This is a genomic window from Mycoplasma paraquilae, from assembly GCF_048284415.1.
Classification (GTDB): domain Bacteria; phylum Bacillota_I; class Bacilli_A; order Mycoplasmatales; family Metamycoplasmataceae; genus Mycoplasmopsis.
This window is the reverse complement of record NZ_JBLVZU010000001.1, coordinates 199,190-223,058: the sequence shown is the minus strand read 5'-3', so window position 1 is coordinate 223,058 and position 23,869 is coordinate 199,190. Positions and strand designations below refer to the sequence as shown.

The following is a 23,869-nucleotide window of genomic DNA, read 5'->3' as shown; positions in this document are numbered from 1 at the left end:
CAAGGCACTTGTAATTAACGTGTTGATCATTTAAATGATTTTGCTGAAAGCCCAAATAATACAACACTTCATAAGTAAGGTAAAATTAAATTTATAATGTTTTCTGCTTTTGAGCCAATTTGAATTAAATCATCTTGAGAAATTGCTTTATTGCCTATCAAAATAAATGACTGTAAATTAGTATCGAAATCCGGACGCACCTTGATTCAATTAATTATTTGGCTAGTAGTATCATTTAAATTATTAGCATTTAAATTTTGAATTAATGCATTGAAAGCATCTTGACGTTCAACTGGAGCGTTTGCTCCTAGGGCTAAATTTTGAATAAATAAGATGCTATTATTATTCATTCCTTTTCCATTTGCCAGAATATCTTTTAAACTTGTATTTACTGTTTCCATAAGAGCTGATTGAAATGGCACTACTAATGGTTGTACTGTTTTTAATGAGTTAATAGAATAATAAGTTTTATTAATATCAAAAATATTGTATTTTTCAAATGCTACATTATGAAATTCGTTTGTAGCAATATTATGCATATGATGTAACAATTGATCAATTTCTGGTTTGATTTCATTACCTTGCAATAATGGGAAACGTTTTAAAGCTTGTGTATATTTAGCAACTGATTCTAAATAAGAAATATAATCATTTAAAGCATAAATTGCTGGTGCATCTTTACTTGCAAAATTTATTTCATTATCACCCACTTTTATAATGGATGTAAGGTATGCGCTTCCTTCAAAAGCCATTTTATTTTGGGTAATAGAAGATTTGAAAGGAGATATATATGAAAATCATCACATTCCTTTTACTTCAGAAACTGCAACCATAGGAAATACTTGTCCTGTTAAAAACATGGAAATAATTAATAATGTTGAGCCTAATGCTTGAATCATTAAAATTGATTTAGAAACAGAAACTATAAATAAACCGACAGCTAAAGATACTAAAGTTAAGGTTAATAATGAATAAATTAATCCACCTATTTCTATCTGTTCAAAAATTTGTTTTAATGAAGATAAAGTTACATGGTAATTTACCCCTCCAATAACTTTACTATATACTATTTTACCTTGTGTGAAATAATCAGGTCCAAAAATAATAAATGTAAAAAATAATGTTCATAGTCCAGATAAAAACATAATTATAAAATAGTAACTAGCAACATACAGTAAGAAAACTAAAGGTTTAATTTTTGTAGCACCAATTCTTTTGAGTAATGTAGACTTTTTGAACTCAAAAATTGCCGTAGGCAACGAAACACATGCAATAGCTACCGGTCCGATTGTTAATGATGAAGACGCAATCATTGGATAGTTAAATATCAATCCACACACAACAATAAAGATAATTGGATAACCAAATGCAAAAAATGGCCCCACAAAAGCTTTTCAAAAATGAATGTTAATTAATGCGAATATACCATTAAAGGTTTTTTCAGATTGTGACTTAATTCTTTTTGTTTTCATACTTATCCTATATATTTGTCTAAACATTTAGCCACTGAGCCAAATTGCTCAATGGTTTCTTCTGTTAAAGCATCATAAATTATTTTCCCTTTATGCATAATAACAATTCGATCTGCAATAATCTCAACCTCATTTACATCATGAGAAATCAATAAAATGGAAGACTCATTTGCTATTGCAAATTTCTTAATGAAATGAATTAGTCTGGATTTAATTTTAATGTCTAGACCTGTACTTAATTCATCTAAAATGATTAATTTAGGACAGTGGATAATTGCTAATAATGCATTTAATCTTTGCTGTTGTCCCCCTGATAGTGCTGAAGCTTTGTTATAAATAAATTCATCAATACCAAAAATTTTAATCAAATTATCAATATCACTGTCGGCTAAAGCTGAACCATAAATTTTCTTCATTGAAGAAATAACATCTTTAACATTTAAACCTTGCGGATATGAAGAATCCTGAAATTGAATCCCGATTAGTGCATTGCTAATTTTGCTATTTTCTTGCATATTATAAATGATTTGACCACTTGTTGGGTTTGATATACCAACAATCATTTCAACAGTAGTTGTTTTTCCGGCTCCATTTGAGCCAAGTAAAGCAACATTTTGCCCTTGATATAAAGTTAAATTCATATCTTTTACAGCATAAAATTTCTTATTATGTCGTAACGAAAATTCTTTGCTGACATTTTCAATAGTAATTAATTTCGGTAAATCAAACTTCCTTGTTTCAATTGCCTGATATAATTCGACTTTTTGCGATTGCTTTTCTAAATCAGCTAAAAAAGCCTTTGAAATTTCTTGTACTTGAGCGATGTTATTATTCATATTCTATTCCTTAATAATTAAATTATAAAATTATTTTTATAATAAGGCAAAATATTGTAAAATATGGAAATTTTTTGTTCCACATTATATTTAGTTATTAAATAATAACCTAATAAAAAGCTGCCAGTGTTTACTAGCAGCAATTAATAGCAATTATCTTTCGTCTGTTCATTCAAATTGGAATCCATAAATACTTACAGTATCTCCAATTTCGATTCCCATACGCACTAATTCATCTCATACACCCATTTTTTTCAAAATGTTGTTAAATCTTACTAAATTATCAAATGTATTGATTGGAATACGATTGTAAAGCTCTTCAACTTTTTTGCCTTCTATTTCAAAGTATCCTTTGTACGGGTTCTTAATTACATAGTCAGGTTCGTATTCAATAACTGTTTCTTCTTCTTGATTTTCCTCAATAGTTTCATAATTATGTTTGGTGATCATGTCTCATAATTTAGCCTTAACTTCATCTAAATTTTCACGGAAAATAGCTGAAATAGTTACAACTTCAATTTCAGGATATTTTGCTTTAAATGCCTTGAAATGAGCATCGAAAGCATCTAAGTCAGATTTATTAGCAATTACTAACTGAGGTTTATTTTCGAGTTTTAAATTATATGATTTAAGCTCATTATTAATTATTTCGAAATCTTCAATCGGGTCCTTTTCTTCAGAACCAAAATCAATAATATGAGCAATTACTCTACAACGTTCTATATGTTTTAAAAATTGAATTCCAAGCCCTTTTCCTAAAGCTGCACCTTTAATTAAACCAGGCAAATCAGCTACAGTAAAGGAATCATCATGAAATTGAACCATTCCAAGTTGCGGTACTAAAGTTGTAAATTCATAATCAGCCACTTTAGCTTTCGCGTTAGAAATAGCATTTAAGAATGTTGACTTACCAGCTGATGGTTTACCAACTACTCCAACATCACTAAGTATTTTTAGTACAATATGCGCTTCGAATTTTTCTCCAGGCATTCCGTTTTCACTAATTCTTGGTGCTGTATTTTTGGCTGTTTTAAACTTGGTGTTTCCTCTTCCACCTTTTCCACCTTTAGCAATTAAGTATGGAACATTTGCTTCAATAACATCGGCAATAAGTTTTTTTTCATTGTATACTAAAGTTCCAACAGGTACCTTAATAAAAGTATCTTCAGCGTTAGCGCCATATAAGTTTTTTGGTCCACCTTTAACACCATCTTTAGCAACAATATGTTTATTTTTATAAAAGGCTAATAGTGTATTTTTTCCACTATCCCCAATGAAATAGACGTTTCCACCACGTCCACCATCTCCTCCATCGGGACCTCCTTTATCAACGTGGGCTTCTCTACGGAATGAAACCATCCCATCACCACCACGTCCGGCTTGAATGTTTACATAAACTTCATCAATAAATTTAGCCATATTTTCCCTCCTTTGGGTTATTTATTTTATATTTTATTCTTGCTTGCTTATATTATATATACTTTTGGCAAGATTATAAAAACAGCAATAAAATCTGCTGTTTTTATTCATTAATTTTATTAGATATAGTCGTTTATTCCAATAAAAGTTTGTTCATCTGGATGGTTGATATCTCAGTATCCTGTTTGAATTCTTCTAGCTCTAACTTTTTGGCGATGTAATTCAAGTTTAGATCAAATTCATGAACAAATGTAAATTGATGAATATACCCCAATACTAATTCCAAATAACATAACGATGTTAAATGAGAAATCAGTAGCATTGTTGAAGCATAGTAAAACAAGAATAGCTAAAATAGTTGTTCCTGAAGTATATAAACTTCTCTTTAAGGTTTCAGCAATTGAACTATTAACAATTTTAGTAATGTCTTCTTTTCCTAAAATTTGATTAATATATTGTGTTTTAATTGTTTCTCTAATCTTATCAAATGTAACTACAGTATCATTGATACTTAATCCTAAAATTGAAAGCATAGCAGCTACAATAATAGTTGAAACTTGTAATCTAGTAATTACAATGAAAGCCATAACCATTAAAAAGTCATGTAATAGACCAATAATAGCTGCAATTGAATAAGTTCAACTCATTCTAAATAATAAGTAAAGTACAATTCCAACAAAAGCAATAGCAGTTGCAATTACCGCATTGAGCACTAATTTTTGTGCCTCTGTTGATGAAATAGAATAATCTATTATCTTAAGTGCAGAGTCTTGCGCAAGAATTAATTCTTTAATCTTTTGCAATTGATCAAGTGAAAATTCTTGAGCAGTCTTAATTGAAATCGCTCAGTTATCACTTGCTGAACTTACTTTATTTAGTGAAATAATTGAGTCAACATTTTGAATATCTAGAGTTTGACTATTGTTTAATAAAGCTTGTTGAATAGCTTGAGCTTGAGCTTGAGTTAATTGTCCACCCACATCAGAAGTGATTGTAATATTAGTTCCACCAGAAAATTCTAATGAACGGTTGAATCCAGCTCAAATATCTTTATGAACACCAGATATAGATGCAAATACTATGATTCCAATTAACATAAAGATTAATGATCCAAGAGCGAATCATTTTGATTGTTTAAGGTAGTTGTTATTTTCAACAGCAATACCCATTTTAGTTTTATTATTAATATATCTTTTTCTAATACCTAGTAAGTAAAGCTTATTATCTAGTAAACCAGAGTTAACCAGCATAGTAGCTAAAAATCTAGAAAATAATAGCATAACTAGTAAAGTAAATAAAATTGAAAGAACTAATGTAACTGAGAATCCTCTTACTTCTTTTGTTCCAAAGTAAAAGAGAATAAATCCGACAATAATAGTTGTCACATTGGCATCTAGAATTGAAGAAAGCGATAATTTATTAGCATTCCTAAATGATTTTTTTAGGGAATCGCCACTATATACTTGACGTTTTAGTCTTTCATAAGTAATAACATTAGCATCAACACTAATTCCAATTCCAATAATTAAAGCAGCAATTGTTGCGGGTGAGTATTCACCACGAAGTACTGTAAATAGTAGTAATGTTAGAAATATATATAATGCAATAGAAATTGTGCTTAATGCACCAAGCAATCCATAGTTAACCATCATGAAGATTGAAATTAAACTAAAGATTACAAGCCCTGCATACATTGCATAATTAAATGCATTTGAATTCAAGTTTGGATTTAAATAAATGTTTGAAAGCACATTAAGTTCATAGTCACTAAGACCGAAATTAATTTTTCCAGCTAATTCCCCAGCCTCTTGTGGTGTAAAGTTACCTGTAATTTGCACATCGGCTGTATTTAATGGTCCATTAACACTAGCATCAGAAATTAAGTATTCCTTAGCATTAAATTCATGTTCTTTTAAAATATTTGGAACTCTTTGAGGCTGACCATTAATTCCAGTAATCACGCTATATGGTTGATTATTTACGTGAATAAAGTTTCATAAATTGTGACCTGATGCCTCTCAATCACTTGGATATTTTTCTTGAGCTAACTTAAGTAGCTTTTCAATATTTAATCACATTAACATTCTGTGATCTTGTAACTGAGAAACATATTCAGTTGCCTTGGTCCATTGGAAAATGGCATCTTTATCAGCTAGTCTTAAGTTAACTGAAGTTTTTCCATTTTGGGTGTTTGAAGAAACAGCTGCTGAATTTTGTTTAAATGGTGGAATTCAATTCATTGGGCTTCCACTATTTGAGTTAAGAGAGTTGATTGGGTTTCCTACTTTAAAAATGCCATCATAGAAAAGTGGTTGTAAGTCAGCATTAGTTATGGTTAAAATAGGCTTATCAACAATTTCTTTTTCAAATTCAATACGCTGTGAATCAGTTATAGCTCCACTCTTAGTGATTCTAATTTTTCCTTCACCTTCTGAAGATACTGTTATACCATTAAGTCCAGTACCACCAGTTAAACGTTCAAATAAAGATCTATTAACTTGTTCAGTTAATTGTTTATCGGCATTCTGCCCATCTTTTTTAACTTGAACAAGTACTTCAATTCCTCCACCATACTCAATTGATTTATTAACATTTTTATTTATGTAGAATACACTACCAAAAACAATCGCTAATATTGCTGAGACTATAGTGATGAAACTGATTATTAATCTCTTAAAATTATTTAATTTTAAAAATTTGTTTCATCTCTTTTTCATAACTAGTATATATTTTAGCAAAAAAACTCTATATTCATAATGAATATAGCTTATGCAGTCAATATTTTGACTTTTTTATCAATTTGTTGTGTTATTAGGTTTAAAAATTTTTTTATTGCTTATTATTTTACATGGTAGAAAATAATTACTTTTCTATCCTGCTTATAACACTTATATGACTATATATTAGAGCTAAAAGAAAATAAAAATATCAAATTAATCACAAGCGCTAAATTATATTAAAGCTAGAATTTGCTACAATTTAATTATGAAAAGGACAAATATGATAAAAACAGTTGCACTTATTTCATTATCTAGTGGAGTATTAGGAGAGCCATTTGTAAAACATGAATTAGATTTAGGACTTAAACGTTTGCAAGAAATGGGATTAAAAGTTAAAATAATGCCTAATGCTTTAAAAGGAATGAAATATTTAAATGATAACCCAGAAGCACGAGCACAGGACTTAATACATGCATTTAATGATCCTGAAATCGATTTAATTTTATGCGCCATCGGAGGATTTGATACTTATCGTCTTACACCATATTTAATGGAAAATGATATATTAGCTAAAAATCTAAAACCTAAAGCTTTTTTAGGATTTTCAGATACAACAGTTAACCACTTTTTACTTTATAAGCTAGGTTTAAAAACCTTTTATGGGCAAGCCTTTCTTACTGATATTTGTGAGTTAGATACAGAAATGCTACCTTACTCAAAGCATTATTTTGACCAGTTGATTTCAACCAATACAATTGATCAAATTACTCCGGCAAAGAATTGATATAAAGAAAGAACTGATTTTGGTCCTGATGCCCTAAATACTAGTCGCCAACCTTTGAGCAATGCTAAGGGATTTGAATTATTGCAAGGGAAAGCACAATTCGAAGGAGAGATTCTAGGTGGGTGCATTGAATCAATTTATAGTAACTTTTTAGATACAGATTCACCTGCATATGAGATAACTTCAAAATATAAAATTTTTCCATCATTAAAGGATTGAGAAAACAAAATTTTGCTCTTAGAAACAGCAGAAACAAAATCAACTCCTGAGCATTATTTAAATATGTTAAAGGCATTAAAATCTTATGGCGTTTTTGATAAAATTAATGGTCTTATTGTTGGCAAGCCTCAAGATGAAGTCTACTATGATGAATACAAGAACATTATAAAAATGGTTGTTCCAAGCCATGTACCTGTTTTATATAATATTAATATAGGACACGCTGCTCCTAGATGCATTATTCCATTTGGAATTAAAGCTAAAATTGATGCCAATAAGCAAATTATAGAGTTTGAAAAATAGAGAAAAAACCTAAATGCCTAATATGTAGGAACTAAAAAAATTATTTTTTAATAAAAAAAATACATTTTATTGTATTATATATACATAAATTAAATTGTTAAAGAAAGGAGTTGCTGGTTCAGCAACTCTTTATCATTTACATAGGAGGAAAAATGTTTAATGAAAACAAATTAAAAGAACAATTTCCTAAAATTTTATACGCAAGTATAACAAGCGATCCAGTGTTCGGAAAAACACTGTCTATCACAGTTGATTCTACAAATCTAGATGCAGTTGAAAAAATCTCAAGAGAAATTTCAACATACTTAGAATCACAAAGCTGGTTCACAGATGATTTTTCTTTAGAAGTTCTTTCTAAAGGAACAGATTTATCTGTAACATTTGATAACATTCATGAATTTATTGATAAATATTTAGATATTAAATTAATTAAAGCTTTTGAAGGTTTAACTGAACTAATTGCTAAATTATTATCAATAGCAGATGATTATATTTTAGTTGAATGAAATCAAAAAGGCAGAATCAGAAAAGTTAAGATTGAAAAAGCTAATATATCTGAAATTAGCGAATATATAAAATTTTAAGAGGACATTATGGCTACTAAAAAAACAACCCCAGAAGTTAACAATTCTGAAGAATTTCAATTATTTAGATTGATTGATGAAGTTGCTACACACAATGATTTCTTATTTGATGATATCATGGAAATCTTTCGTCAAGCTACTGAAAGAGCTTTTATCAAAAACATTGACAAAGGTGCAGAAATTGTACTTGAAGCAGATTATGAAAATAAATTAGTTAGAATGTATAACGTAAATGGTGAGGTAGTTGAAGATGACTTTGAATTCAATGAAGAAACACCTGAAGAAAAACTAATTTGCATTACTTTATCACAAGCTCAAGTATTTAATCCTGAAGTCCAAGTTGGTGATATGGTTAGAATTCCATTTACTTTTGCAGACTTGCCAAACAGAATTAATGTTGCAATCTTAAATGATTACAAGCAAGAATTCAAAATAATGGAAAAAGCAAAAATTATTGCTAAATACTCTCAATTGCTAGGCAAAAAAGTTGATGCTAAAGTTCTAACAAGAAATAAAAATGGTTCATATAATGTTTCATTTGAAGATCAAGTTACAGCTTTTTTACCTTCAAACAAAGTTAATGAAAAACTTAACTTGCAACCAGGTAAATTTATTCCTGTATACATTGATGCAATCAATGAAGATTCAAAATTAAGTATTGTTCAAGTATCTACTACTTCAAATACTGAATTATTTGATTTATTATTTAACGAAATTCCCGAAATTCAAAATGGCGACTTGCAAATTGTTGCAATTGAAAGATCAGCTGGATTAAGAGCAAAAGTTGCACTAAGAAAAAACCCGGATCGAAAACTTGATTTCGATACCATTGGTACTGTATTAGGGGAATATTCTGTAAGAATTAATGCAATTTCTGATCTACTTGGTGGAGAAAAAATTGACTTAATTAATTATTCTGATGATATTTTAGAATACATCAAAAATGCTTTAGCACCTGCCAAGGTATTAGATGTTATTGCAAGAAATGAAGACAATACAGTTAAATATTATGCAATCTCACGTGATGCTGAAATCAACATCGCTATAGGTAAAAAAGGTATCAACATTGATCTTGCATCAAAATTAACTAAATGCAAAATTACTGTTATTAAAGCTAGTGAAGCAGTTGAAAGAGGATTTGAATTTAAGAAAGCTGAACAATTTGATACACATTATTTCAAAACAACTGAAAGAAATAAAAATTCTAAAGCAGCAAAAATGCTTAATAACATCGATTCATTTATTGATACAGATGCATTATTCAGTGATTTTAATCATGGATTAGATGAATTTGGAAATGAATTAACACCTGAATCTACTCCAACAACTAAAGCTGTTAAGAAAGTAGCAGCTAAAAGACATGCAATCAACATGAAGGATCTTGATACTTTATTTGATGAAGAAGCAATTAAAATCGAGGATGAATTTGATAACATTGATAGTTATGATTTCATCAGTGAAATTGAAAAATATGATGTTGAATACAGCGATGACAATTCAGATGATTTAGAAGATGAAAAATTAGAAATTACCGAAGAAGAAAATGTTAAAGCAAGCAAAGTACTAAATGAATTTAAAAATTCTAAGGTACAACTTAAAGATTTCAAAGTTGATGATGATCTAGCATCTTATGGATTAGCTGATTCATTAGATGTTTCAGAACTAGTTGATGATGACTGAGAATAAAAATTACACTCGCAAATGTATTGCGACTAATAATATCACGCCAATTAATAAATTAGTAAGATTCAGCTTTGATAAAAGAACTAATCTAGTTGAATTGGATTTAGATCATACCAAACTAAAAAGAGGGGCTTATTTCATCCCTACTCAAGAAAATTGAAATTACATAAAGAAAACCAGAGCTCTTAACCGTGTATTTCGGACAAATGTAAGCCCAGAAACATACACAGAAATAGAGGAACAATTAAAGGAGGTGCTTTATGACAAAGAAAAATAATAGAATTTCAAACATAAATGAAATTAAAGAACAGTTATCAACCACAAAAACAGAATTAAAAGATGGTGTATTTATTTTTACAGAAAAAATGACTATTGCTGATTTCGCTGAAAAAATTAATGTTTCAGCTAATGAAATTATCAAAAAGATGTTTATGCAAGGAAAAATGTGCAACGTTAATACAATTCTGGATGAGGAACAAATTGCTGAAATTTGTTTAGACTATGGATATGACTTCCAAAAAGAAACAAATATTGATGGTTCTAACTTCCTTGATGAAGTTAATTTTACCGATGATGAACAAGATTTAGTTCGCAGATCACCTATCATTACAGTTATGGGACACGTTGACCACGGTAAAACTACTTTAATTGATAAGATCAGACACTCAAATGTTGTTGCTACCGAAAGCAGTGGGATTACACAACACACAGGTGCTTATCAAATTGATTATAAAGGGAATAAAATCACATTCCTTGACACACCAGGGCATGAAGCTTTTACCCAAATGCGTGCACGTGGTGCAAAAGTAACTGATATTGTTATTTTAGTAGTTGCAGCAGATGATGGTGTAATGCCTCAAACTAAAGAAGCTATTGAGCATTCTAAAGCAGCCGGTGTACCAATCATTGTTTTTGTTAACAAAATGGACAAACCTAATAAAGACGTTGACAGAATTAAAGGTGAGCTTGCTGAAAATGATGTTTTAATCGAAGAATATGGTGGAGACACTCAAATTGTTTATGGTTCAGCTATGAAAGGCGAAGGACTTAATGAGTTATTTGATGCCATTATGTTACTTGCAGATATTTTAGACCTAAAAGCTAACCCAAATAGATATCCAATTGGTACAGTAATTGAGTCTAGAATTGATAAAGGAATTGGTTCAGTTTCAACAATAATTGTTGAAAATGGTACTTTATATAAAGGCGACTTCTTAGTTGCTGGTTCACGTTATGGAAGGGTTAGAATGATTTTTGATTCTAATGGAGCAGCAATTGAAAAAGTTACTCCTGGTGCTCCAGGTATTATCTCTGGTCTTAACTATGTTCCAGATGCTGGTGATCGTTTTATTGGATTTAATGATGAAAAATTTGCCAAAAAGTTAGCTCAAGAAAAAGCCAATGCAGACAAAATGGATCTACTTTATTCACAAAGCAATGTAGAAGAAAATATTAATGGTAAAAAAGTTATTAATGTAATTGTTAAATCTGATGTTTATGGTACATCACAAGCTATAAAAGATCAAATTAACTTGCTTGAAAATGATGAAGCTATTATCAAAGTAATTTCAGCTGCAGCAGGTAATGTAAATGAAACTGATTTATTGCTAGCAAAAGCATCAAATGCTACAATTTTCTGCTTTAATTTAAAAGTTTCACCTAATATTAAACAAAATGCTGCCAGTGCAGGTGTTTCATTAATTGTGCACAATGTTATTTACAAAATTATTGAAGACTGTCAAACTATGTTAGATGGTGAAAAAGCTCCAGTTTATGAAGAACGTAAAATCGGTGAAGCTCACATTATAAAAGTATTCTTTTATTCAAAAGTTGGTAAAATTGCTGGATGTATGTGTGACTCAGGTTCTGTAAAAGCAAACTGCAAAGTTAAAGTTACTAGATCTGGAAAAACAATTTACGAAGGTGCTATTGATTCACTAAAACGTGATAAAAATGACACCAAAGAAGTTGTTAAAGGTAAAGATTTTGGTACACATATCAAAGGATTTAATGACATTGCAGAAGATGACATTTTAGAATTTTACGAAGATGTAAGGGTAAACTAAAATATGGATTTACAAAAATTTATTAATCATGTTCCAGATTTTCCGAAAAAAGGAATTATTTTTAAAGATATTGCGCCATTACTTAATAATCCAGATGCATTTAACTATGTAATTGATGAAATGAGTAAATATGTAGCTAATGCAGATATTATTGTAGCACCAGATGCAAGAGGGTTTATTTTTGGTACTCCTGTGGCATACAAAGCTAAAAAGCCATTTGTTATGGTAAGAAAAAAAGGTAAATTACCTGGTAAAGTAGTTCAACAAAACTATGATTTAGAATATGGTAATAGCACTTTAGAAATTCAAGCAGAAGTTCTTAAACCAGGACTTAAAGCTGTTATTATTGACGATATTTTAGCAACAGGTGGAACTACTAAAGCAATTGTTGATTTATTAGCTAATCAAGGAATTGAAGTGACTGATTTAGTTGTCTTAGCAGTCATTCCTGAATTAAATGGAGCAAAAGTCTTAGGGGACATTAAAATCCATTCAATTATGTAAAACTATCAGCCAAATGGCTGATTTTTTTATATCTTTTTTATAAAAAAATCCCATAGGGATTAGCTATGAGATTTTAAAATTTTATTTTTTTTTAATAAGATAGCAAGCATTCCACTTAATCATGTAATTGCCGAAATTGCAACAGCAATTGGTCATCAAGCTCATGGTTTTTTGCCATTTAAGTCTTGATTCAATAAATCTTGGATAGCTGGAGAGGCCATTTGATATTCAGATGAATTCTTAATTGTGTCTACAGCAGCTAAATCATCCTTATCAATTGCTTTATTGTCAGCATGATTTAGTATATCAATATAGTTGCTGTCTTGAATTAATTTTGCTAGTTTAGCATTCTTGTTATCACTCTTATCGAGTAATTGAATTGCTTTGCTTAATTTTTCATTATCACGTGTATCAAGAGCATTGATTAATTCTTCGATACCATTTGCGTGGTTTTTAATATTTTTGCTTGCTTGGCTGATAGCTTCATTAAGTTCTTTATAGCTTTCAAATGTTTCTTGAGGCATTAAACTTAAAGATGTGCTAATTGCAGCTATTTGTTTCTTAAATTTCTTATCTGCTTTTTCACTGTTTAAGGCAGCATTAAGGCTCTTATCAAGTGCAGATAATGTTTGTACGTAAGAAATCATTTTGCTTACTTGTGCAATTACTTCTGGTTTAGCAGTTAGCACAATTTCGCCTAGCAAGGTTGCATTTTCTGGGTGTTCTTGTTTTGCAACAAGTGTGTTTGTTAGGTTAGCAACAATTTGTTGAACATTTTCTTTAACCTTGTTATTTCATGCAACTTGTTCATTTAATAACTTGTCAGCTTGAGCAAAAGTTGTTGCATTGTTAAATTTAGTTAAGTTATCTTTTGCTACTATATCACTTGTGTATTCAGAATTATTATTAATTAAGTTTTGAGCTTGTGTAATACGAGCATTATTATTCATAAATACTTCAGGTGAGAATTGCTCAACTTGATCGTTTAAATTACTTAATTGGTCAACTAATTGTTTCATCTTAGCATTGCCTTCTTCCATGTAGGCAGCATGATTGTTGAAATATTTGTCGCTTAAGTCTTTAATTTTAGTTTGTAAATCTTTGATTTGATTTTGAATTGCTTTTGGTGAATTATATAGCTTATTAGCATTTACTTGTAAGTTATTTTCTAAAGTATTAGCTTTAGTGTTTAACTTAGTGAATTCTTCTTCCATTGCTTTGGCTTGGCCTTTTCCTTGACCAAGTAAATCAAGAGCAGTATTTAAATCACTGTTTAATTGTTCAATTTGAGCAGGTAAGTTATCTAAGTAAACTTGACCAGCTTCAGGAGTAACCTTGCCTACTTTAGCAATAGTGTCTTTAGCAAATTTTAATTTATCTGCTGGAATAAAGAAGGCTTCATATGGCAAGTTAGTTCCAACTTTATAAGCTTCATCCACTTTAGTATAAGTGCCTTTTAATGTTGCCATAGCTTTGTCTAAATCTTGAGCTTGTTTTAGATCTTGAGCCACTTGGTTAGCATCTTGAGCTTGTGCAATAACATTAGCTAATGCGCTAGCTTGAGCATTATTTAAGTTGTTTAAGCCAGCTATAGTATTTAATGCATTTCCTTTAGCATTGTTTAATAATTGTTTTGCAAGTTGACTTGCAATTTCTTGTGTGCTTGCTTGAGAATTATTGCTTACAGCTTGAGATTGTTCAACAATGCTTGGAACTAATGTAGCATACTTATCATTAATTGTTGGAGCAGCTGCGATAGCTTTATCAAGTTCATTTGTTGCATATCTGTGTTGTAAGCTTTCTAAAGCATTTTCAATAGCCACTACGCCACTATCTTTCTTAATTGTTTGAGCTTGTGCTAATTGTTCTTTTAATTGAGCAGAGATTTGATCTTGTGGCATTACAGCGATCTTATCTCTTAATTCTTCAAGAGCCTTGAAGACATTTTCAATAGTCTTCTTAGCATTCGCTACAGCGTTATCAAGAGCAGCAGCAGCTGTATTATATCCAGCTTGAGTATCTTGCTTATTAGCTGCAGCTGTTGCTGCTGTAATATCATCATTACTTAATGTATTAACAATTCTATCTCTTAAAGCACTGTGGTGTTGTTTGTTTCCTTCTTGTAATTCTTTAACAAAGTCTTTAGCTTGATTAATAGATACATATAATTTAGCTTTGTCAATTTCATTTGCAAGTTTATCACTAGCAGCTTTAATTGAATTTTGATCAAATGTAGAATTATTTAATGCATTTTGAGCTTGTTTAATAGCTGCATCAAGCTGACTTGATTTTTCTGCTGCTTGCGCTTTGACAATTACGCTAGCTAAATCATTTTTAGCTAATAATAAGTTTAATTTATCAGCTTGAGCATCATAAGTAGTTCTTGGAGTTGTTACATCTGTATTAGCATATTTTAATAATTCTAAATCTTTAGCTTTTTGAGCTTCCATTTCTTGTTTTAAGTTTTCAAGAAGAGAATCATTAATATTTGCTTTAGATATGGCATCATATGCTAATGCTAACTTATCTTTTAATAATTGGTGATTTACTTTAGCTAATATTTCATCATCACTTGCTTTGGTATTTGAAGCTTGCAATTCTTCTTGGGCTCCATTTAATGTAAGTGCAAAGGCATTTGAATTTTTTAGGTCTTGAGCTAAGTTATCTTTGAATTTAGCTAGTTGATCTAAGGCAGCTAAATGTTGCACTTGACGCCCATTCACAATACCTTCGTATAAGTTTGTTTTTTTATCAAGAGCCTTAGTTACAAATTCATTTGCGTTTTGTTTGTCAGTATCGTTAATAAAGTTTTCTATATTAGCTACTGAAATAATTGAATTATTGTTTGCGACAATTGTATCAATCGCATTTGCAGCTTGTTTTTTAGCTTGAGCAATAGTTGTTAAAGCTTGGGCTACTTGCTCAGCATTTAATGTTGTTGCATTTAAAGCATCATTTGCTTTTGTTTTAGCGTCTTCTAATGTTTGCTTGTTTGCGTTAATAGTATTTACTTGTGATTCAAATCCAGATAATATAGCTTGACTACTATTATTAGGTTTTGTAAATTGATTAATTAAAGCGTCTAAACTTTCATTTTCTTTTACCAAGTTTGCTTTAGCTGTATCTAGATCTTTAGCTGATTTAACTTTTGCATCTAATTGAGCTTTGTTTTCAGTTTGATTTAAAGTTTCTTTAGCCGCAGCTTTTTGATTTGAACTTAAATTATTTAAAGCATCAATAGCGGATATAGCTTCTTGTTTGTTGCTTTCACCATTTAGGCTGTCTTTTACACCATTAATCTTTTTATTTAATGCTTCAATAGCAGCTTTATCAAGTGTAGCTGCTGCTTGATTCTTTATGTTTTCAACATCTAAAACAACTTTATTAAATTCATTTTGCTTATCAACAGTTGCTAGTTTGTAATTATCTTGTTCTTTTGCTGTAGGTAATAAATCTAGGTCGTTTCTTAATTCACCAATTACTTTGTCCAATTCTTTTGCTTTAGTTAATGCAGTATTAACAGCTTTTTGTTTTTCAGCAGCTTTAACTTCATTAATTAAAGCTTGTTTTTGAGTTTTAGATAAGTTTGGCAATGTATTAATTTCAATAATTGCAGCACTTTGAGCTTCTTTTAAAGTATCTGCACTAGCTTTTATTTTATTAAGTACTTCTACTAATTTAGCATTAGCTTTATTAACTTCAGAGATATTTGCATCTTGTTTTAGCTTGTTATCAATTAAAAACTTATTAGCACCATCCTTAGCTTCTTGAATTTCTTGAGTAATTGAATGATCTAATGAATTTCCAGCAGTTTGTAAAGCTGCATTAACTTTATTTAAGTTTTCCACTAATGCTTTAGCAGCTTCTTGCGCCACTTGAACATCATCTTTAATTTTATTTACAGCAGCAATTGTTGTTGCATCTTTTACATTTTGTTTGAATCCTTCAGTGACTTGTGAAGATAATTGACTTGCTGATGTAATTACGCCATTTGCTTCTGCTTTGGCTCGTTCTAGAAGTGTTTGACCATCTAAATTAGCATTCAAGTCATTTGTATTAGTTGTATCTTCTTTTAATGCCTTAACTAAATTGTCTAATTTGTTAACTGTATCTAAATCAGTTGATGTGGTTGCAGTTGTAATATCAGTGTCTAATTTGCTTGTTGCTTCATTAAATGGATTCTTAGTTGTATCGCTTGATTCAGTATATTTAGGTGTGCCCTTTACTTCTTGCCCAGCTTGTTGAGCTTGTTTAGCAGTTGCAATAGCTTGAGCTAAATCACTAGCTTTATTTGCTATATCATTTCCGGCTTCAGGGCTAGAAGCTTTATCAATAGCTGCATTAATAACTTCTTTTTGTTGTTCACTTAATTCATCTAAAATTTGAACCTTATCCTTAGCAGCTTGTTTAGCATTAGCTAATTTAGCTTCACCATTTAAAGCACCTTGTGCAGTAGTCAATTGATCACTTAATTGTTGAATTTGTTCCTTGTTTTTATCTGCAAGGCCCTTAGCTAATTCAATTTTTGAATAATTTAAACCATTGTTAAAGGCATTTTGTTTATTTTCATCAGCATACTTATAATTATTGCTATTTTTATCAAGTTTATCAGCTGATTTAATTACATCTTTTAGCGTTTTTGTAACTGCGTCTAACTCTTGAGCTTTTGCAACTGCTGAATTAATATCTTCATTAGTTACAGCAGAAGAAACTTCACGTTTTAGAGCTTCTTTTTGTTGTCCTGTTAAGTTAGTTAAGTTATCAATTTGATCTTTAGCTTCTTTTTGAGCTTTTAAAATTTCATCTGCTTGACCTGAAGCTTGAATAAGAGCTTGAGATAAGTTTTCTCTTGCCTTATTAATATCAGTAACTTCACTTGGTTGACTAAGTTTAGTATCATTAGATGTTAATAAGTTCTTAGCAGCACTTAATGCAGTATTTAAATCTTGCTTTTTGGCTTCAGGAACTAACTTGTAATCAGGTGTTTTAATAAGTTCTTCAGCTTTTTTTACTTTTTGAATTAATTCTTTAACAGCTGCATTTGTAGATTTAGCTTGTTCTACAACAGAATTAATATCTTTAATTGAAGTTTTGTCTTTTAATTGATCTTCAAAGTGTTTCTTTACTAATGTATCAATATTTTCTAATGCTTCAATTACTGCTTTAGATGTGGCCTTAGCATTTTCTAATTTGTTATTTCCATCTAATGCTAATTGAGCTGTTGCTAGCTCATTTGTTTTAGATTGTAAGTCTATTGTATTTGAAGCAATTTTTTCAACATCAGTTTGAGCTTTAGCTGTATTTACTAATTCTTTTAAAGTTTTAAGAGCATTATCAAAGGTTTCTTGTTTAGTATCTGTAGCCTCTTTATATCGAGGTGTTTCTTTTAAAGCTTTAGCAGCTGTCAATGCATCATTTGCACTACCAAGAGCGCTATCTAGTGCTGCTTCTTTAGTCGCAATATCTTTTACAGCTTCAACAGTTTTTGCTTTATTTACTACGTCATTAGCAGTATCTTTTGCAGTTTTATCTATATTTGTTAATTTTTGGATAGTTTCTAAAGCATCTTTTTGTGCTTCAGCTAAAATAGTATCTCCATCTAAATTAGCAGTTAAAGTATTTCATGCTTGTGTTGCCTGATTAATTGAACCGGCATCAGTAACAGTTAATGTGTCTGGATTTGCATTATGGTTATTCATTTGATTATCAAAAGCAGTTTTTGATTCTTTAGTAGCATTTAAGTATTTTGGAGTATTCTTAGTTTCTGTTGCCTTAGTATAAGCATCACGCAGACTCTTCATTGAAGTATTTAATTTTGTAGCATTTTCTAAAACTGTATTTACTTGAGCTTTATTTTTTGCTTTATTAAAACTATTCTTAATAGCTAGTTTTTGAGCTTCTGTAAGCGAATCTAACTCTTGAGCTTTTACTGCTTCTTGTTCGCGGTATTTTAGAAATTCTTGATATTTAGTTTCGATTATTTGTTTATTGGAGTTAATTTTATCCAAAATACCATCAACAGCATTTTTGTTTATATCAGCATTCCCTTTTTCTACTTCGAAATTCTTTTCTATTTCAGCAAGGCTTTCTCTTATAGTATTGTATTCCGATTCACCATTTAATGCTTCAAATTTATCACCTTTAACTAAATTTTGAAGATTATTTAATGGACTAATTGTTGTTCCGTATGAGGTATCAACATCTTTTAATTCATTAAATTTAGCATCAACTAAATCAATTGTAGTTTCTGAATTAATTTTTTCTTTAAATGTATTTTTTAATGTATCTGAAATATTATTAAATTGTTCAATTAAATCATTTTTTGCTTTTTTGACATCTTGAAGTGCTTTAATTCCATCTAAAGACGATAAATTAAGCTTGTATTTTTTAATAATACCATTTAATACAGATTTCATTAACGGAAGATTATTTGTTCAAGACTCAGGATTAGTTGACTTATATTCATCAATCTTAGCTTGGTAGCCTTGTGCAAATTCTTTAAGCATTTTAGCAGATGCATCATATGGTGTTTTAGTTTCATTTGTAGCATTGATGTATTTATTTTCATTTGTTATTTCATCAAATTTAGCAACAAGTTCTTTAGCAGCAACAATTTCAGAGTTGAATTCTGAATATTCATTTGCTTTAGCTTTTGCACCATCAAGATCTGCTGTTTTAGCTAATACATCTTTTAATCCTAGAATTTGGTCTTCAGTATATGATGGAAGAGCTTTAATTGTAATTTTATCTTGTAAATCTTTTAATTCTTTTTCTCCATCTAAAGCATCTTGATTAGTTTTTATTTCTCGAGCTAGCTGATTTAAAGCAGATACAACTTTATCTAAATCTTCAGCTTTTGTTACTTTAGTTTGATTAATAGTTGTTTTCTTTTCACTTAATGATCTCAACAATGAATCAAATACTGTTTTTGTGTCATTTGAAGCAAATTTGTAATTGTTTTGAGCTTGAGTCTTAACATTATCTGCAGCTTTTGTTGCTGTGTCAAGATCTTTGTAAGCTTTAATAACGGTATTGAATTTTGACTCAATTACTTCTACAGCTTGTTTAGAATCTGCTTGTTGTGCTAAATTATTTAAAGCTTCCTTAGCTTCTCCATTCAAGTCAGTAGCATTAATCGCTTCTACAAGACTGCCAATCTTGCTATTTAAAGCTTGAAGTTCATCTAATTTAGTTTTGTAAAATTGGTCTACATTGGCATTTGTTGCTTCTTTTAAGTCCTTAAATTCTTTTGTATAGTTATCTTTACTTAAGTTATTTAAAGAGTAGAAATCCCCAAATGAATTTCAGTCTGATTTAACAGATTCATTTGTTTTGTAAAATGCATCACCTTGATCTTGCGTAATTCTTTGCTCATTAAGGCTGTAGTATGTAATAGTTTTTTCTATCTCAGAAATTATCTGATTTTTATATTCAGAGTTTTTAATATTTGAGAATGTTTGATTATCATTAATTTTTTCTCTTAAACCAGCAGCTGCTTGTTTTAAGATATCAAATTGAAGGTTTTTATTTAATAATTCTTCAATTTCAGACGTGTTTTTAATTGTATTTTTATTAGTTAAATTTGAAAGTTGTGTAGCTAGTGTTTTTGTATCTTTTAATAAGATTTTAGATTTCAAGATTGCTTCTAAATAATTTTTATTATTAGCTAATAGTTTTTGTGATAATGTGTCCGGTTGAGCATTTTGCTTTAAAAACTCACATATTTCAAATAAAATTGCTTTTAATTTTTCAGCACCTTCTTTTTTGCTATAAGCATTAGCTGTTGAGACACTGTATTTATCATTTTTAATTAATCAATCATTAAAAATGTATCCAAAAATAACATCTGCAAAACCTGTATCAGAAAGCACTACAAGATTATCATAATCATTAATATTGGCCACTGCTAATTTTAGAGGGTTAATTAGTTCATTTAATACTGAAGAATTTATAACATCAGAAGGTAAATATTCCTTGACATATTGTTCAAACATATTTCAGTAATTAAAGTCATTACTTTTTAATATTGAGTCAAGTTTTTGAGAAATTTTGTTATATGTATTGTATTTGCTTACTATTTTTTCGTAAACATTGCTATCACTAACATTAGTGTCTGATTTTAATTCTTCTTTAAAGCTCTCTAATTCTTGTTTTGCTCCTGCAGAATTAAATCATTTGTATAACATTTTATATTTATTGCTTGAAGTATCTTCTGATGATTGCTGACTAATGAATGATTCAATTATTTTAATATTGTGATATTTAGTTAAATAGTTTGTGACATTATTTAAAAAATCATTAAGTGTTTCTGAAGTTACTTTTGTGTCTAAATAAGATTTTAATTTTTCAGCTGTTTCTTTTAATTCTGTTAAATCAAAAATCGTTTTAACTTTATCTGCATCATTATTTAATGTTTTAGCTAAGAAATATAATTTATTTGTTTCTTCGAATGTAGAAATTTTCTTTTCTAAACTTGACACGAAAGTGTCGTAAATGTTATTACCATTCATCTTTGCTTTTAAATTATTAAAATCATCGATTAATGAATCCAATGATATTTTTGATAGTTCTTTATATTCATCAGGAAGTTGAACTTCGCCACCTTCTATAACAAATAAAGAAAAATCATCAATGTTCATTTTGTTAATTTTAGAAATTTCATTTAGTTTTTCATCAATTTGACTTTTATTGCTTGATAATCTATAATTTTTTGTATCTGTAATGTTTGTATTAATCAAATTAATTTTATTTTTAAAATAGTTAATTTTACTAATATTATTAATTAAGTCTGTTCAAAAATTACTATAAATAGTTGAATTATCTACTGGATTAGTGGTTTCATTACCAAATCTTTTTTTATTGAAATCAGAAATTACAGCTTGTTTTATTGCACTTAATTGATTCGGCAAAAGCTGCTCATTGTTAAATAAGAGTTCGTTGAGCCTAGAAGGATTATTTAGTTTATCTAGTAAATCAATTTTCTTTTTGTATTCATCTGAAAGTTTATATTCAACTATTCCTGTTAATTTCCCATCTTTAATTTCAAACTGATGTGAAATAGCACTATATTTAAATGAGTCTTCTTTATCTATAATTAGTGGAATCAGTTTTATGCCATCAAAATCATTAATTTTTGATGTATCTAGCTTAAAATCTTTTATTGTAGTCTTGTATCCATTTTTAATAAATGAATCAGTGTTTTTAAAGTCATCTCAATCAAGTTTAATGAAATCAATTTTTTGATTGTCTTTCATGACATTAAAACCAGAAATTTTTGGATATTGATTTCTGCTTTTATCAATATCATCAATTTGTTCCTGAATATTTATATCAATATTTCTGTATTGTGTTCTTTTAGCAAATGATGTATAAACACCAATATATTGATTAGCAATATCACCCACGCTTGTTGGGTAAAGATATTTTTTTCTAAAATCATCATAATCATTTGCATCAGAAGCTGTTTTATCAAAGACAAACTGAGTATCTTTATCGCTTCTAAATAGCCCTGATACAAATGAAGCATAATTTTTTTGAGAAGCTGTTTTATCTAAAAATGAATTAATTGGTTGTGGCCCAAACTCACTTGAGTAATCAATCAATGAATAATTCATTTTTCTACGAGTTTTAAATTTAACAGTAACTAAGGGAATAGGTCTTAAATTTTTATTGTATCATGTGTCATATCTATTTTTGTCCAAGCCAGAAAAATAATGGAACATAAATACTGAACCAACATTATTGGCAAAAGGGATATATGGACTATCTGGAGTAGTTAAATTTTTTATAAATTTATCAGTATTTAAACCTAAACCAAAATATCTATTATAACCTTTGCTTTCGAAGAAATCTGGTATTTGTGTCATAGAAAACATATCATCAATATCTTTCGGTGAAAAGGCAGGATTTTTTTCATTTCCTCAAAATTGACTATCGGTTGTAATAAATTCCATTGCATCAATAGCTGGTCTATTACTTCCTAAATTTTCATATTCAGGAATAACATTAATTGCTAAAGGAATGGTATTATTTTTATCATTTGGGTTATTTCAATTATGCATTCAATTCCCAATTCTTTGTGACCCGTTTGTCACATTAAATTTGAAGTCTTTAACTCAAAAATTCTCTATTTGATCAATTGGTTTTGTACCATCTGCAGTTTTTACAGGTCATAATCCAAATTTTTGATCAGCAGAATTGTCAAAATGCCCATTGCTATCAGTTATTCTTATATATGCACCTACTTTATTTTCAAGATTTTCGCCTTTATTATCTGGGTTTTGGCCACTAATACGATATCCTAGAATTCTACGTCGATCATCTTCGCTTTGAATTATATGAGAATCATCTTCAACGCCCATATATTCTAATTTAATAGATATTGTTCCCGGAACAATTTCTAAGTCATTAGAAATAGCAAAACCATATGTTCTTTGTCCGAATGTGTATTCATTTCATCAATAAGTTCCATATTGATATACATCCTCACTTAAAGTGCCGGATTCATAAATCATTTCTCAAGTTTGCTCTGGCTTATTTCAGTCTTCAGCATTTGGCGCCTTAGTAAATTTCACAGTTTTTAAAGCATCACTAACTTTCATTATCTTGTCTTTAGAACGCCCATACCCAAATGGTATGTTTTTGACATCAGTATATTCTTCTCTGCCATTATTTTCAGCATTCTCATAAATAATTTTGTCTGGATTAAAAGAGTTGTTTGCAATAACAGTTTCTGAACCTCAGTCAAAAGCCAAAATAGCTGATGGAGCTATAATTGACGCTGTAGTTGCAAAAAGTGGAAATATAATTTTTTGCATTTTTTTGTCTTTCATAACAATATTCCTCCAAAAATGTAATATTTATACTATATTTTACAACTTTTTGCGTTTTTTATAAAAAATGCAGATATCTTTGTTATTGCATTAAAAGTAATTTATTTTAAAAAAATATTTTTAAAATAAAATTTGATTTAAATTTTTGTTTGATTTCGTGATGAGCAGTGCAAAAGATGCAATAAAAGTTAAGCACTGTGTTATGCACTCTACTTAAACCACCTCACTTCGAAGGACTTTATATAAATTTATACAAGCTTAAATTGAAAATAGTTGAGATCCATATATCCAATTCTGGAAGGCTGAAAAAAATTAATAGTTGTGACAAAAGAAATTTACTAAAATCTCAAATTTCAATAACATATCTAAAAAATATTAGAAATATAAAATAAGATAAATACAATGCCTGGAGAATTCTAGGCTAGCAAATTATTTTTAGATTGCAAC

General features: G+C 29.4%; 11 protein-coding genes. 6 read left to right on the top strand and 5 right to left on the bottom strand.

The window, feature by feature from the left end; translation table 4 throughout:
* Positions 1 to 14 precede the first annotated feature (14 nt).
* The 4 genes from ACNQ12_RS00945 to secDF form a co-directional block, all read right to left on the bottom strand.
* Entirely contained in the window at positions 15 to 1,472 is a 1,458-nt protein-coding gene (locus ACNQ12_RS00945) for a hypothetical protein (RefSeq protein ID WP_418036901.1), read from the bottom strand.
* A 2-nt stretch (positions 1,473 to 1,474) separates the two neighbouring features.
* On the bottom strand, positions 1,475 to 2,308 hold the full coding sequence (locus ACNQ12_RS00940) for an ABC transporter ATP-binding protein (RefSeq protein ID WP_418019065.1): 834 nt from the start codon (positions 2,306 to 2,308) through the stop codon (positions 1,475 to 1,477).
* A gap of 153 nt (positions 2,309 to 2,461) precedes the next feature.
* A complete protein-coding gene (gene obgE, locus ACNQ12_RS00935) occupies positions 2,462 to 3,727 on the bottom strand; it encodes a GTPase ObgE (protein WP_418036899.1) in 1,266 nt (421 codons plus the stop codon).
* A 119-nt stretch (positions 3,728 to 3,846) separates the two neighbouring features.
* Positions 3,847 to 6,444, bottom strand: a complete 2,598-nt coding sequence (secDF, locus tag ACNQ12_RS00930) for a protein translocase subunit SecDF (RefSeq protein WP_418036897.1) — start codon at positions 6,442 to 6,444, stop codon at positions 3,847 to 3,849.
* Positions 6,445 to 6,727: 283 nt separating this feature from the next.
* Between secDF and ACNQ12_RS00925 the strand changes: the two genes are divergently transcribed.
* From ACNQ12_RS00925 to ACNQ12_RS00900, 6 genes are all read left to right on the top strand, one after another.
* On the top strand, positions 6,728 to 7,753 hold the full coding sequence (locus tag ACNQ12_RS00925) for a S66 family peptidase (RefSeq protein ID WP_416754310.1): 1,026 nt from the start codon (positions 6,728 to 6,730) through the stop codon (positions 7,751 to 7,753).
* Positions 7,754 to 7,905: 152 nt separating this feature from the next.
* On the top strand, positions 7,906 to 8,337 hold the full coding sequence (locus tag ACNQ12_RS00920; RefSeq protein WP_416754311.1) for an LSm family protein: 432 nt from the start codon (positions 7,906 to 7,908) through the stop codon (positions 8,335 to 8,337).
* Between the two features lie 9 nt (positions 8,338 to 8,346).
* A complete protein-coding gene (locus ACNQ12_RS00915) occupies positions 8,347 to 10,023 on the top strand; it encodes a NusA N-terminal domain-containing protein (RefSeq protein ID WP_416754313.1) in 1,677 nt (558 codons plus the stop codon).
* Positions 10,010 to 10,297: a YlxR family protein gene (locus tag ACNQ12_RS00910; protein WP_418027212.1), complete on the top strand. Its 288-nt coding sequence runs from the start codon at positions 10,010 to 10,012 to the stop codon at positions 10,295 to 10,297. The genes ACNQ12_RS00915 and ACNQ12_RS00910 overlap by 14 nt, the downstream gene beginning before the upstream one ends.
* Positions 10,281 to 12,086 carry a translation initiation factor IF-2 gene (gene infB / locus ACNQ12_RS00905; RefSeq protein ID WP_418036894.1) on the top strand — a complete coding sequence of 602 codons (1,806 nt, stop codon included), beginning with the start codon at positions 10,281 to 10,283 and terminating at the stop codon, positions 12,084 to 12,086. Before ACNQ12_RS00910 ends, infB begins: the two co-directional genes overlap by 17 nt.
* Positions 12,087 to 12,089: 3 nt before the next feature.
* Positions 12,090 to 12,590 (top strand): adenine phosphoribosyltransferase, encoded by a 501-nt coding sequence (locus tag ACNQ12_RS00900; RefSeq protein WP_418034921.1) that lies wholly within the window; start codon positions 12,090 to 12,092, stop codon positions 12,588 to 12,590.
* 59 nt (positions 12,591 to 12,649) lie between these two features.
* On the opposite strand, the gene ACNQ12_RS00895 is transcribed toward ACNQ12_RS00900, so the two are convergent.
* Positions 12,650 to 23,422: a hypothetical protein gene (locus ACNQ12_RS00895; protein WP_418036893.1), complete on the bottom strand. Its 10,773-nt coding sequence runs from the start codon at positions 23,420 to 23,422 to the stop codon at positions 12,650 to 12,652.
* Positions 23,423 to 23,869 lie beyond the last annotated feature (447 nt).